At 75.5% G+C, this 12,420-nt stretch carries 13 protein-coding genes; 8 read left to right on the top strand and 5 right to left on the bottom strand.

Annotated features, from left to right (window positions below):
- Positions 1-59 precede the first annotated feature (59 nt).
- On the bottom strand, positions 60-1,661 hold the full coding sequence (locus tag AWW66_RS28610; protein ID WP_067372798.1) for a phytoene desaturase family protein: 1,602 nt from the start codon (positions 1,659-1,661) through the stop codon (positions 60-62).
- A gap of 72 nt (positions 1,662-1,733) precedes the next feature.
- On the opposite strand from AWW66_RS28610, the gene AWW66_RS28615 reads away from it, so the two are divergent.
- Positions 1,734-3,167, top strand: coding sequence for an aldehyde dehydrogenase family protein (locus AWW66_RS28615; protein ID WP_067372801.1), 1,434 nt, complete (start codon positions 1,734-1,736; stop codon positions 3,165-3,167).
- A gap of 72 nt (positions 3,168-3,239) precedes the next feature.
- Here AWW66_RS28615 and AWW66_RS28620 read toward each other — a convergent pair whose 3' ends face one another.
- Entirely contained in the window at positions 3,240-3,644 is a 405-nt protein-coding gene (locus tag AWW66_RS28620) for a ChaB family protein (protein WP_067372830.1), read from the bottom strand.
- A 219-nt stretch (positions 3,645-3,863) separates the two neighbouring features.
- Between AWW66_RS28620 and AWW66_RS28625 the strand changes: the two genes are divergently transcribed.
- From AWW66_RS28625 to AWW66_RS28640, 4 genes are all read left to right on the top strand, one after another.
- Positions 3,864-4,856 carry a YihY/virulence factor BrkB family protein gene (locus AWW66_RS28625; RefSeq protein WP_067372803.1) on the top strand — a complete coding sequence of 331 codons (993 nt, stop codon included), beginning with the start codon at positions 3,864-3,866 and terminating at the stop codon, positions 4,854-4,856.
- 62 nt (positions 4,857-4,918) lie between these two features.
- Complete coding sequence (locus AWW66_RS28630; RefSeq protein ID WP_067372806.1) at positions 4,919-5,335, top strand: DUF2795 domain-containing protein; 417 nt, start codon at positions 4,919-4,921, stop codon at positions 5,333-5,335.
- A 51-nt stretch (positions 5,336-5,386) separates the two neighbouring features.
- Entirely contained in the window at positions 5,387-5,848 is a 462-nt protein-coding gene (locus AWW66_RS28635; RefSeq protein WP_067372809.1) for an SRPBCC family protein, read from the top strand.
- Positions 5,849-5,949: 101 nt separating this feature from the next.
- On the top strand, positions 5,950-6,213 hold the full coding sequence (locus AWW66_RS28640; protein ID WP_067372812.1) for a hypothetical protein: 264 nt from the start codon (positions 5,950-5,952) through the stop codon (positions 6,211-6,213).
- Between the two features lie 45 nt (positions 6,214-6,258).
- Here AWW66_RS28640 and AWW66_RS28645 read toward each other — a convergent pair whose 3' ends face one another.
- Positions 6,259-7,620, bottom strand: coding sequence for an MFS transporter (locus AWW66_RS28645; RefSeq protein ID WP_067372815.1), 1,362 nt, complete (start codon positions 7,618-7,620; stop codon positions 6,259-6,261).
- 161 nt (positions 7,621-7,781) lie between these two features.
- On the opposite strand from AWW66_RS28645, the gene AWW66_RS28650 reads away from it, so the two are divergent.
- Positions 7,782-7,994 (top strand): hypothetical protein, encoded by a 213-nt coding sequence (locus tag AWW66_RS28650; protein ID WP_067372818.1) that lies wholly within the window; start codon positions 7,782-7,784, stop codon positions 7,992-7,994.
- 20 nt (positions 7,995-8,014) lie between these two features.
- Here the strand turns inward: AWW66_RS28650 and AWW66_RS28655 are convergent, their stop codons facing one another.
- On the bottom strand, positions 8,015-8,524 hold the full coding sequence (locus AWW66_RS28655; protein ID WP_067372821.1) for a hypothetical protein: 510 nt from the start codon (positions 8,522-8,524) through the stop codon (positions 8,015-8,017).
- A gap of 158 nt (positions 8,525-8,682) precedes the next feature.
- Here AWW66_RS28655 and AWW66_RS28660 point away from each other — a divergent pair, with 158 nt between their 5' ends.
- Complete coding sequence (locus AWW66_RS28660; protein ID WP_067372824.1) at positions 8,683-9,084, top strand: DUF6401 family natural product biosynthesis protein; 402 nt, start codon at positions 8,683-8,685, stop codon at positions 9,082-9,084.
- Positions 9,085-9,216: 132 nt separating this feature from the next.
- On the opposite strand, the gene AWW66_RS28665 is transcribed toward AWW66_RS28660, so the two are convergent.
- Entirely contained in the window at positions 9,217-10,083 is an 867-nt protein-coding gene (locus AWW66_RS28665; RefSeq protein WP_067372827.1) for a mechanosensitive ion channel family protein, read from the bottom strand.
- A gap of 214 nt (positions 10,084-10,297) precedes the next feature.
- On the opposite strand from AWW66_RS28665, the gene AWW66_RS28670 reads away from it, so the two are divergent.
- Positions 10,298-12,420 (top strand): ATP-binding SpoIIE family protein phosphatase (locus AWW66_RS28670; protein ID WP_067372833.1); only part of this gene is annotated, 2,123 nt, incomplete at its 3' end.

Here is a 12,420-nt window from a genome sequence, read left to right on the forward strand (position 1 = left end):
CCCCGCCACTGACCGCCACCCGCCGATCCCGCCCGTCCCGGTCGCCGGGGCGGGCGGGCTCAGCGGTAGACGGTCCGGTGGGCGGCGGCGATCAGCCGGGCGTACCCGGCGCCGGTGAGGGCGCGGTCGCGGGCCAGCGCGGCGCGGGCGGCGTTCGCCCCCGGCGCCCCGTGCACCCCGCCGCCGGGATGCGCCGAGGCGCTGGCCAGGAAGAGCCGGTCCACCGGCGTGTCGGCGCGGCCGAGACCGGGGATCGGGCGCAGGAAGAGCTGCTGGTACGCGGCGGAGGTGCCGCCGCCCAGCGCCCCGCCGACCAGGCTCGGGTTCTCCCGCTCCAGCTCCGCCGGGCCGGCCACGTGCCGCCCCACCACCAGCCGGCGGAACCCGGGCGCGGCGTCCTCCAGCACCTGTTCCACCCGGTCCAGGTGCGCCGTGAGGTCGTCGGCCCGCCAGGCCCGGCGGAACGGCAGATGGGTGTACGCCCACAGCGACTCGGTGCCCGGCGGCGAGTGGCCCGGGTCGGCCACGCTCATCTGGCCGACCAGCAGGAACGGGTCCCGGGGCAGCCGTCCCCGGGCCAGGTCGGCGGCGTACCCGGTCAGGCCGTCCAGGTCCGCCCCGAGGTGCACGGTGCCGGCGGTGGCCACCGCCCGGTTGGTCCACGGCACCGGCGCGGAGAGCGCCCAGTCGATCTTGAGGGTGGAGCCGTCCCAGCGGAAGTGGGCCAGGTCCTCGACCAGCCGGGGCGGGAGCAGCGCCGCGCCGACCAGGTCCAGGTAGAGCGCGGGGGCCGGGACGTCGGCGAGGACCGCCCGGCGGGCCCGCCACCGCCCGCCGTCCACCGTACGGACGCCCATCGCCCGGCCCCGGGCGGTCAGCACCCGGTCCACCCGGGCGCGGTGGACGATCCGCCCGCCCCGCCCGGTCAGCCGGGCCACCAGCGCGTCGGTGATCCGCTGCGCCCCGCCGACCGGCACCGGCCAGCCGACCTGCTGGCCGAGCATGGCCAGCAGCCAGCCGTACACCCCGGAGCCGGCGTCCTCCGGGGACAGGTCGGTGTGCAGGGCGCAGCCGGCCAGCAGCGCCGGACCGCCCGCCCCGGCGAAGAGTTCGTCGCCGAGCTTGCGGACCGGCAGCACCAGCCGGCGGGCCAGCCGCAGCGCCCCGCCGACGTGCAACCGGCGCAGCAGGTCCAGGCCGCCCCGCACCGGCGGGAACGGGGTGGTGATGCTGGTCAGCATCGGTTCGGCCACCGACCGCCAGTCGGCGTACGCGTCGAGCCAGCGCCGGCCGTCGCCGGGCGCGAACCGCTCCAGCGAGTCGGCGGTGACGGCGGGGTCCCGGTTCAGCACGGCGGCGCGGTCGTCGGGGAAGAGGTGGGCGAGCACGTCCGGGGCGTGCCGCCAGGCCAGCCCGTACCGGTCGAGGTCCAGCCCGGCCAGCACCGGGGAGGCGTACCCGAGCGGGTAGAACGAGCTGTACAGGTCGCTGAGGTACCCGGGGGCGGTGACCTCGGCGGAACGGACCGCGCCGCCGGACGTCCCGGTGGCCTCCAGCACGGCCACGTCCCAGCCGGCGTCGACCAGCAGGTTCGCGGCGACCAGTCCGTTGTGCCCGGCGCCGACGACGACCGCGTCCACGGTCTCGGTGGGGGTGGTCATCGGATCCGGCTACCCCCGGACCAACCGGGCGAAACGCGTTTGACCAGGCCGGGCCGGGGCAACCAGCGCCGCATGTACCGGGTTGAGCAGCTCATCGGTGGAGTATGGGGCGCGGGCGGCGACGGCGGCGAACTGGTGGTCGCCGACCCGGCGGACGGGTCGCCGGTCAGCACCGCGCCGGTGGCGACGCCGGACGAGGTGGCGAAGGCGGTCACGGCGGCGCGCGGCGCGGCCCCCGGCTGGTCGGGTACCGCCCCGGCGGAGCGGGCGGCGGCGCTGCGCCGGGCGGCCGACGCGATCGAGGCGGCGGCGGAGGAGTTGGCCCAGGCGACCACCGCCGAGATGGGCAAGCCCCTCGACGACGCCCGGGGCGGGGTGGCGGCCGGCGTCGGGACGCTGCGCCAGTACGCCGAACTCGGGCCGCTGCGCGGTGGGCGGACGCTGCACGGCGCGGCGGAGGCCCTCGACTTCATGCTGCCCGAGCCCCGGGGCGTGGTCGCCGCGATCACCCCGTGGAACGACCCGGTGGCGGTCTCCTGCGGGCTGCTCGGCGCGGCCCTGGTCACCGGCAACGTGGTGCTCCACAAACCCAGCGAGCGGACCCCGGCCACCGGGTGGCTGCTGGCCCGGACCCTCGACGGGGTACTCCCACCGGGCGTGCTGTCGCTGCTGACCGGCGGCGCGGAGGTCGGCGCGGCGCTGGCCGGGCAGGAGGTGGACGTGGTGGCGCACGTCGGCTCCACCGCGACCGGTCGGGCCGTCGCGGCGGCCTGCGCCCGCACCGGGGCCAAGGCGCTGTTGGAGAACGGCGGCAGCGACCCGTTGATCGTGGACGCGGGCGTCGACCCGGTCTGGGCCGCCGGGCAGGCCGCACTCGGGTCGTTCGCCAACGCGGGGCAGATCTGCGTGGCGGTGGAGCGCGTCTACGTGCACCGGGACCTCGCCGAGGACTTCGTCGACCTGCTGGTGGAGCGGGCCGGGGCGCTGCGCGTCGGGCCGGGACGCGACCCGCAGACGCAGTTGGGACCGCTGGTGGACCGCCGGCACCGCGACCACGTGCACGGGCAGGTGACCGCGGCGGTGGCCGAGGGGGCGCGGCTGCGCGCCGGGGGCACGCTGCCCGACGGGCCGGGGGCGTTCTACCCGGCCACCGTGGTCACCGACTGCACCGACGAGATGGCGCTGGTGCGGGAGGAGACGTTCGGGCCGGTCGCCCCGGTCGTGGTGGTCGACTCGTTCAGCGAGGCGCTCAAGCGCGCCGCCCGGTCCCCGTACGGGCTGGCGGCCACGGTGCTCACCGGGTCGATGAGTCACGCCCGGCGGGCCGCCCGGGAACTGCCGGTCGGCACCGTCAAGATCAACGCTGTCTTCGGTGGCGCCCCCGGCGGAGCCGCCCAGCCCCGCCGGGGCAGCGGCCAGGGCTTCGGGTACGGCCCGGAACTGCTCGACGAGTTCACCGCCACGAAGGTGGTGCACCTCGCCGCCCCCGCCGACGGCCACTGGTGAGTAAGGAAGGGCCCCTTCCTAACCGATACGGTTAGGAAGGGGCCCTTCCTTACACTTGCGGACCGGAGTTGCTCAGCGGCCGCCACGGGCCTGGCGGGTCTGCCGGTCGTTCGCCTTCTGGATGGCCTTGACCAGTTCCGGCTTGGTCATCGTGGAACGGCCCTTGACGTCCAGTTCGCGGGCCACCGTCATCAGGTGGTCCTTGGTGGCGTTCGCGTCCACCCCGCCGGCGGTGGGCGCCCGCCGGGCCGGACCGCCGCCGGCCGCCTGCTCGTCGCTGGGGCCCCTCCGGCCCTTGGGCGCCCAGTGGTCGCCCACCTTCTCGAACTCGTGCTTGAGGGAGGCGAAGGCGGTCCGGTGCGCCCGTTCCCCCTCGCCGTACGTCTCCACCGCCGCGTCGTGCGTCTTGGCCCACGTGCGCTGTGCCTTCTCCGGGGAGCGCCGCAGCGTGCTGGGCAGTACCTCGCGCCCGGGCATCTCGTCCTCCTCCGCGTCGTTGTCCTCCTCCCTGACCGTTCCCCCGGTGGCCGGTGCGAAACGCGCCGCCGGGCTGCGCCGCACCCAGCACCCGACCAGGCACGCGGGGCCGGCGGGTTTGTCGATTACCCCGCCGGGGTACCGGCCGGCGCAGACGAGCCGCCCGGCGCCGGCGACCCCCGCCCGGCAGTCCCCGCGACCGGGCACAGGGAGCGGGTCATGGCGGCGACGACGGAACCGGTCGGGGCAGGCAGCGCGGCCGGTGTGGCCGCCCGGCCACGGGTACCCCGACGGGTACGGCAGGTGAGCTGGCACACCTGGCGCGGCGCGCTGGTGCGCAGCGGGCAGAACTTCCTCAAGGACAACTGCGTGGACTGGGCCGCCGCGCTGACCTACTACGGGGTGCTGGCGGTCTTCCCGTCCACCGTCGTGGTGGTGGCGCTGGTCGGGCTGGTCTCCGACGGGGAGCAGACCGTGGACACGGTGCTGGACCTGGCCCGGGAGATGGGGGCCGGGTCGATCGTGGGCAACGAGGGCTTCGTCGGGGTGGTCCGGGGCGTGGTCGACCAGCAGAGCGGGGCGCGGGCGCTGCTCAGTTTCGGCCTGCTCGGCGCGCTTTGGTCCGCCTCCGGCTTCATCAGCTCGTTCACCCGCGCCTCGAACACCATCTACGGGGTGACCGAGGGGCGCCCGGTGTGGAAGCTGCGGCCGTTGCAGATGGGGCTGGCCGCACTGGCCCTGGTCCTGCTGGCGCTGGTCGCCGTCGGGCTGATCGTCAGCGGGCCGGTCGCCGACGCGCTGGGCGACCTGGTCGGCGCGGGCGGCCTGGCCCTGACGGTGTGGAACGTCGCCAAGTGGCCGGTCCTGGCCATGATCCTGATGGCGCTGCTCTCCCTGTTGTTCTGGATCGCGCCGAACGTCCGCCAGCCCCGGTTCCGCTGGCTCACCCCCGGCGGCGTGGTGGCCCTGCTCGCCTGGGGCCTGGTCACCTTCGGATTCGGCCTGTACGTCGCCAACTTCGGCTCGTACGACGTCACGTACGGCAGCCTCGGCGCGGTGATCGCCTTCCTGGTCTGGCTGTTCCTGTCCAACTGCGCGCTGATGCTCGGCGTGCAGGTCAACGCGGAGCTGCAACGGGGCCGCCGGTTGCAGGCCGGTGAGCCGGAGCCGGTCGACCCGCCGCTGCCGCCCCGCTCCCCCGCCGATTCGTGACGCCGGGGGACGCCGGGTCGGGGTCCGGTTTACCCGGGTCCTCCCCGGGTAGCGCAGAAGGCATGGAACGTGGCAGCAGCAAGCACTCACCGAGGCTCGACGACCAGATGAGCCAGGAGGTGGACGGCCTGATCCAGGGGCCGGGCACGGCGGGCTCCCGCGTCGACGAGTTCCGTGAGCCCGAGCCGGCCGGCGAGGACCAGCCGGAGGCCCGTACGGCACCGGGTGGGCCCCTGCGCAGTGGGTCGCCCCAGGGCATGACCTCCGGCGACGTCGAGGAGCGCAGCCGGCTCGGCCGGTTCATCGGGCTGTCGGCGCTGCCCGGCGACCGGGACACCCTGGTCCGCAACGCGCGGGACAACGACGCCCCGGACGACATCGTCACGGCGCTGGAGGGGCTGCCACCCGGCATCCCGTACCGGACGGTCTCCGAGGTGTGGGCCGCGCTCGGTCACAAGAACGAGACGACGCGCTGGTGAGCGGGTCACCCCCGACCCGGGCAGTCGCCGGCGCCCAGAGGAGGATCCCTGATGAGTGGCGTTACTGAGCATGTCGACGTGTCCGTCCCGATCCGCACCGCCTACGACCAGTGGACCCAGTTCGAGGAGTTCCCCCACTTCATGGAGGGGGTCGAGGAGGTCCGGCAGCTCACCGACACGATGACCCACTGGCGGGTCGAGATCGCCGGGGTGCAGCGGGAGTTCGACGCCGAGATCACCGAGCAGCTGCCCGACGAACGGGTCGCCTGGCGGTCGACCGGCGGCACCCAGCAGGCCGGGGTGGTGACCTTCCACCGGCTCGACGAGGGGAACACCCGGGTCACCCTGCAACTGGAGTTCGAGCCGCACGGCGTGGTCGAGCAGGCCGGCGACAAGCTGGGCGTGGTGGACCGCCGGGCCAAGGGCGACCTGGAGCGGTTCAAGCGGTTCATCGAACGGCGCGGGCAGGAGACCGGCGCCTGGCGCGGCCAGGTGGACCGGCCGCGGCCCTGAGCACCCCGGGCCACCCGACGGGGGCCGCCGGCTCCGGCCGACGGCCCCCGTCACCGTCCGGGCGCTGTTTGCGGTCACCCCGCCCGGGTACGGCTGTGGGCATGACGGAGAACGACGGCAGGGTGTGGCGCAACGAGGAGCGTACGTCGCTCGAGGAGCTGGACCGGGCGATCGCGCGGTCCCCGGTCGACGGCCAGTCCGACGACGTCACCGGCAACGACGCGGGCGCGGAGGCCGAGTTCGGCCACGGGCCAGAGGCGGTGGACCGGGGCGCGTCGCCGAGCGGCCGGGCCCGCGAGATGACCGACGAGGAGCGCGCCTACCGCCCCTCCACGACGGGACGGACCGGCCCGGACAGCATGTGAGGCCGGATCGCCCTGGCCGCGACGCCCCGGATCGCCGGGGACCGGTCACCCGGCCACGGCCGGGCCGGCTCCGCCGGCGGGCCGGCGGACGGCCGCCGCGTGCAGGGCGATCAGGCCGAGCGCGAGCAGCAGCAGCGCCGGCCCCAGCGCCTCCACCGAGATCCGGCTGAGCAGCACCCCGATCCCGGCGGGGATCGCCGACACTCCCAGGCTGGACGCGCCGATCTGCAACCCGATGGTGCGGTCCGCGTGCGCCGCCCCGACTCGGTCGGCGGTGGTGAGGGTGAGCAGCGGGAAGACCGGCGCCGCCGCGAAGCCGAGCACGACCAGCCCGGCCACCGCCACCCAGACCGGCGCGGGCAACGCGATCAGCGCCGCGCCCACCGCCATGCCGACCAGGCTGCCCCGCAACACCCGGGCGGCACCGAGCCGTTCGGCCCCCACGCCCTGCACCAGGCGGCCCACGAAGAGGCTGCCCCAGTACGCGGAGACGCAGAGACCGGCCGCCGTCGGCCCCAGCCCCCGTCCCTCGGTGAGCAGCAGGAACGCCCAGAGCCCGGCCGCCGCCTCGATCCCCACGTACGCGACGAAGGCCAGCGCGCCCAGCCACACGGCCGGCAGCCGCAGGGTCTGCGCGATCGGCACGGTGGCCGGCGGGCCGGCGGGGGCGAGCCCGGCCGGCGGGCCGGCGGGGGCGGCCCCGCCGACCGGGCCGCCGACCACGCCCGGCTCCCGACCGCCCTCGACCACCGCCGCAGCGACCGGCGCGGCCGGCCCACTGCCGGCCGGCGGCACGGCCACAGGGGCCACGGTGGCGGTGGTGGAGGGTGCGGTGGCGCCCCGGTCCCGCCAGGCGCGCACGGTGAGCGCGAAGGCGACGGCGAGGGCGAGTTGGGCGGCGGCCACGACGGCGTACCCCCAGCGCCAGCCCGGCCCGACGCTCACCGCGACGGTCATGATCAGCGGGCCGGCGGCCACGCCGAGCCCGAAGAAGGCGTGCATCCAGTTCATGTGGCGCGGGCCGAAGGCGCCGGCGGCGTAGGCGTTCAGCCCCGAGTCGATCGCGCCGGAGCCGATCCCGAGCAGGAACGCGCAGCCGATCATCAGGGTCAGCCCGGGTGACAGCGCGTACCCGGTCAGGGTCGACCCGGCCAGCAGGGTGCTGCCGGCCAGCAGCCGGCCCACGCCGAGCCGGGCCAGCGTGAAGCCGGCGAGCACGCTGGAGGTGAGGTACCCGGCCGCGCCGACGGTCAGGAGCACCCCGACGGCCTCGGTGGGCACTCCGAACGCGGTCCGGATCGACGGCCAGCCGACCCCGAGCAGGCCGTCGGGCAGGCCGAGGCTGACGAAGGCGAGGTAGGCCAGCAGGAGCAGGGCGGGGCGGGGCGCCGTGGGGGTGGTGGACACGAGCGCTCATCCTGCCGCAACCGACGGAACGGCCGACAGTGGCCACCGCCTCCTCCGAACCGGCGGAAGATGACGACCGGACGGTCACAAGAACGGACAGCCCATCCAGAATCGACCGATCGGGGGACGGCGAACCGGCACCCGCGCGCAAGACTTTCGGGATGCAACAGGGCTCCGGATTCCTCACCCCTCGTCAGCGCCGGCTGGCCTGGCTCGGCTTCCTGCTCGCCGCGATCCAGGCTCCGGTCTCGGCGCGACTGGTCGCCGACGGCTCCTGGCTGTTCAGCCTCTGCGTGGCCCTGATGGTGGCCACCGTGATCATCGCGGACGACGCCGCCCGGCGTCGCCCCGCCGACGCCCGCCCCGGCGAGTAGCGCCGCTTCCCGCGCGGCCGTCAGCCCCCGGACGGGGGTCCGGGCTCGGCGTCCGGTCCGCGTTCCACCGGGCGCGCCTCGTGTCCGGGCCGCCCGTGGCTGCGTCGGCGCTCCTTCATCTCCGCCTCGTACAGGTGCCGCCGGCCGCCGACCAGCTCCGTGCGGGCCTGCCGGTCCAGCTCCCGGAACCGGGCGTAGTACCCGTCGTCGAAGTCCTCGACGATCTGGAAGGTCCACCGGCCGGCGATGACGTTGCGGCCGATCAGGTCGGTCTCGATGCGGTCGGCGAGGTGGTGGTGCCCGGCCGCGCGGAACTGCGCCACCACGTCGTCGAGCATCAGGTCGGCGTGCCCGATCATCTGGTGCAGGCCGTACAGGTGGCCCCGGGCCCGCTCGACCGTCTCCAGGGCCTCGCTGAGCCGGCCGAGCGCGCCCACCGTGCGGTCGTCCACCCCGGCCGGCCGGCGGTGCTCGTCGTCGGGCCCGTCGTCCTCGGGCCGGTTGTCGTCGGGTCTGTCGTCGTCACGCATGTGATCCCCCGGTGTGTCCTGCTGTGGGCGTTTCCTCTCCTGCCCCGTCGTGCCCGGTTCAATCCCCCGGCCGGGGGGCCGGTCGGCGGCGTGGCCGACCCCGTACCCCCCGAGTGGGTGAGGTCGACCCGCCCCGCCGTTGGTTAGCCTCGGTGCTCATGCGTCTGCCGAACGACCGGGTCAGTGCCGGTACCGCCGCCGGGTCCGTCCGGTACACCCTCGCCGAACTCGACACGTCCGTCGGCACCGCCGGCCTCGCCGAGGCGACCACCCGACCCGGGCTGCTCGCCCTGGTCGACCAGCACGCCGCGGCGGTACGGGACAGCCTCGGCGGCGACCGCCGGCCCCTCACCCCGGCGGCCCTGGCCGGCTACGCCGAGGGGTTGCGCGCCGCCGCGCTGGAGCAGGGCTGGACGCCGCCGACCGGGCCGCCGGACTGGTCCGCGCCGGACTGGCTGCTCACCCGCCTGCTCGCGGTCTGCGTCCTCGCCCACGACCTGGGTACGGCGCCCGCCGGCCACCGCACGCCGAACGGGCCCGACGCCCCGGCGGCCCGCTGACGGCAGCGCCCGCACCGGAGGGCGACCGCGCGCACGCGACCGCCCTCCGGTGGATGAGCCCGCCCGCCCAGCGGCGGACCTGGAGTCCCCCCGCCGCTCAGCGGCGGAACTGCTGGGGTCGTCCCCCGCCGCTCAGCGGCGGAACTGCTGGGTCTCGTCGCCGGCCATGGAGCCCGACTGGTACGTCCCGGCGCCGCTCATCGACGACGGCTCCTGAGCCCGGCCCTGTGGCTGCTGGGCCCCGCCCCGGTCGGCCATCTGCCGCTCGTAGTCGCTGCGGCCGGTCGCCTGGGCCTGCCGGTGCTCGCGCACCGCGCGGGCCTCGTCGGACGCCCGGTCCAGCCAGCCGTCCCAGCGCTGCTGCATCGGCCGGACCAGACCACCGCCGACGCCCACGATCAGGATGCCGGCGACCGTGGCGAGCACCGCGATCAGCACCGGCGTGGTCACCGTGGTGGCGATGCCCACCTGGTTCAGCGCCGCGATCACACCCAGGGCCAGGATGAAGATGGCGGTCAGGTCGGCCAGCACCCGGCCGTACGACAGCCCGCCCAGCGCACCGCTGACCAGGTCCCGTACCGCGTTGGCGATGGCGGCGGCGATGACCACGATGACGATCGCCACGAAGGCGCGGGGCAGCCAGGCGACCACACCCCGGATCAGGTCCGAGATCGCGTTGGGCCCCCACACCCCGAAGGCGAACTGCAGGGTGAACAACAGGACCGCGTAGTACGCCAACCTCGCCAGGATGTCGCTCGCGTCGTACCTGGTTCGTTCCAGTGCGCGGCGGATGCCGCCCCGTTCGACCGCCCGGTCGAACCCCACCCGTTCCAGCGCCGCGTCGACGATCTTCAGGACGGCTCGTGCGATGAGCCATCCCACCACGAGGATCGCGATGAACGCGATGGCCCTCGGGACGAAGAGCAGCACCGACCTCCACAAGTCGGTCAGGGCGGTACCGATTCCGTTCTGCGCCCCGACCGCGAGGGTTTCCCGCATGATGTCCCTCCTGTCGCATGGACTAGCGCCGGCCGCATACCCGGTCGGCCGGACAGCACGCCGGCCGGGACCGCTTGATTTTTCCGACAGGTCGCGGCAGAACCACGCTGAACAGGGCAAACATCCCTGCGGTGCGGACCGGCGGCGACCGGGGCATCGAGCGCCACGAGCACGATCACGGACGTCCCCGCAGCGCTGGGACTAGGCTGCGGGCATGCCAGGAACGGTCGGGCGAGTGCCCACACCCGCAGGTCCCGTCCCGGGCGCCCGCTCCGCGCACGGCACGGTGTCGGCGATCCTCGGCCACCCGTGGGCCGGCACCGCGCTGGGGCCACCGGAGACCTGGGATCCCGCGGTCCGCGCCGTGGTCGACCTCGTGCTCTCCTCGCCGGTGCCGATGGCCCTCGCGTACGGCGAGGAGTTCGTGCTCCTCTACAACGACGGGTACGCCGAACTGATCGGTAACCGCCACCCGGCGGCGATCGGTCGTCCCGCCGCCGAGGTCTTCGCCGACGTGTGGCGCCTGCCCGGCGTCGGTGACGTGATGGAACGCACCTACCGGCGGGGCGAGTCGTTCCTGGAGAAGGAGGCGCTGCTGCCGATCGACCGGCGCTACGCCCGGGGTGTCGAGCAGCCGGTCTTCACCCGGGGCTACTCCCCGGTGCGGGACAGTCGCGGCCGGGTCGTCGGCGTGCTCACCGTCGCCGCGCAGACCACCCAGGTCACCAACCACCTGCAGAGCCTGAGCGACTTCGCCGCCGCCCTCGCCGGCACCCTCACCCTCGACGACGTGGCCCGGGTGACGCTGCGGTACGCCCTCGACTCGTTCGACGCCGACCGGGTCTCCTTCGCCGTCGACGAGGGCGGAGGCTGGCGGGCCGTCCGACGGGTCCGTGGCGAGCTGCTCGACGAGGCCGACGAGCGGCTGCCGCCGCTGTGGCGGCGGGTCGCCCCGGACTCCACCGCCCCCCTGGTGGTCACCGCCCGCAGCGGCGTACCGATCTTCACACCGGACGGCCAGCCGATGCGCGACCACGCGGTGGACCGGCACGACCAGAAGGTCCGCGCCCTGGCCACGGTCCCGCTGCGCAGCGCGGTGGTGCGTGGCGCCCTGGCGGTCGGGTACCACGTCGCCCACCCGTGGTCCGCGGCGGAGCGGGCGCTGCTGGCCGCCTCGGCGGAGCTGGTCGGCCAGGCCGCCGAGCGGGCCCGCCGGTTCGAGACGCAGCACGGCACCGCCCAGTTGCTCCAGCGCAGCATGCTGCCCGAACACCTGCCGGACCTGCCCCGGCTGCGGATCGCCGCCCGGTACGACCCGGGGGTCGACGGCAACGCGGCCGGGGGCGACTTCTACGACGCCTTCGTCCTGCCCGACGGCGGGCTGGGCATCGTGCTCGGCGACGTCGCCGGCCACGACGTGCAGGCCGCCGCGCGGATGGGGCAGGTCCGGGCCGCGCTGCGCGCCCTCGCCCTGGCCGACCCGCGCCCGGACGCGGTGCTCACCGGCCTGGACCGGCTGGTCGCCAGTCTGGGCGCGGAGGCCGGCACCCACGAGTTGTTCGTCACCGTCGTCTTCGGCGTGGTCGACCCCGACGGCCGGTCGATCACGCTGGCCAGCGCCGGGCACCCCGGGCCGCTGATCCGCCGCTGCCCCCTGGGCGGCGAGCCCGTCGCCGAGTACCCGGCCCTGCCCACCGGGCCGCCCCTGGGCCTGGGGGGCCGGCCCCGCACCAGCACCGTCCGGTTCGCGCCCGGCGACACGTTGCTGCTGTTCAGCGACGGTGTGGTGGAGCGCCGCCGGCAGAGCCTCTCGGTCGGGCTGGCCCGGCTCGCGGAGGCGGTGGCCGAGGCGGACAGCGGCGACCCCCGGGCGCTCTGCGCCGTCGCGTCGGCCGCCGTCGAGGGGGTCACCGAGGACGACGTCGCGGTGCTGGCCGTGGAACACGCCCTGCGTCCCAGCCGGTCGGTGAGCATGGAGGTGCCGGCGGAACCGACCGCGCCCAGCCGGGTCCGGCACTGGATGACCGGTCAGCTCACCGAGTGGCAGGTGCCGGAGGGGGTGATCGGCGCGGCCGTGCTCTGCACCAGCGAGTTGACCACCAACGCGCTGCTGCACGCCGGCACGGCCGCCCGGGTGGAGATCGACCTGAGCACGGAGCGCCTGCTGGTCTCGGTCTCCGACTCGGGCACCCGGGGCACGGTGACCCGGGCCCAGACCGACACGCTGAGCAGCCGGGGGCGCGGCCTCGGCCTGATCGAGCAGCTCAGCGACGCCTGGGGCACCGACCCCACGGTCCGGGGCTCGACGGTCTGGTTCGAGATCCTCCTGCCCACCGA

It is taken from the genome of Micromonospora rosaria (assembly GCF_001567585.1).
Taxonomy (GTDB): Bacteria; Actinomycetota; Actinomycetes; order Mycobacteriales; family Micromonosporaceae; genus Micromonospora; species Micromonospora rosaria.

Bases quoted from the DNA above. Each gene is read 5' to 3' on its own strand.
- AWW66_RS28610 (WP_067372798.1), bottom strand. From the start codon at position 1,661: ATGACCACCCCCACCGAGACCGTGGACGCGGTCGTCGTCGGCGCCGGG.
- AWW66_RS28615 (WP_067372801.1), top strand. From the start codon at position 1,734: ATGTACCGGGTTGAGCAGCTCATCGGTGGAGTATGGGGCGCGGGCGGC.
- AWW66_RS28620 (WP_067372830.1), bottom strand. From the start codon at position 3,644: ATGCCCGGGCGCGAGGTACTGCCCAGCACGCTGCGGCGCTCCCCGGAG.
- AWW66_RS28625 (WP_067372803.1), top strand. From the start codon at position 3,864: ATGGCGGCGACGACGGAACCGGTCGGGGCAGGCAGCGCGGCCGGTGTG.
- AWW66_RS28630 (WP_067372806.1), top strand. From the start codon at position 4,919: ATGGAACGTGGCAGCAGCAAGCACTCACCGAGGCTCGACGACCAGATG.
- AWW66_RS28635 (WP_067372809.1), top strand. From the start codon at position 5,387: ATGAGTGGCGTTACTGAGCATGTCGACGTGTCCGTCCCGATCCGCACC.
- AWW66_RS28640 (WP_067372812.1), top strand. From the start codon at position 5,950: ATGACGGAGAACGACGGCAGGGTGTGGCGCAACGAGGAGCGTACGTCG.
- AWW66_RS28650 (WP_067372818.1), top strand. From the start codon at position 7,782: ATGCAACAGGGCTCCGGATTCCTCACCCCTCGTCAGCGCCGGCTGGCC.
- AWW66_RS28655 (WP_067372821.1), bottom strand. From the start codon at position 8,524: ATGCGTGACGACGACAGACCCGACGACAACCGGCCCGAGGACGACGGG.
- AWW66_RS28660 (WP_067372824.1), top strand. From the start codon at position 8,683: ATGCGTCTGCCGAACGACCGGGTCAGTGCCGGTACCGCCGCCGGGTCC.
- AWW66_RS28665 (WP_067372827.1), bottom strand. From the start codon at position 10,083: ATGCGGGAAACCCTCGCGGTCGGGGCGCAGAACGGAATCGGTACCGCC.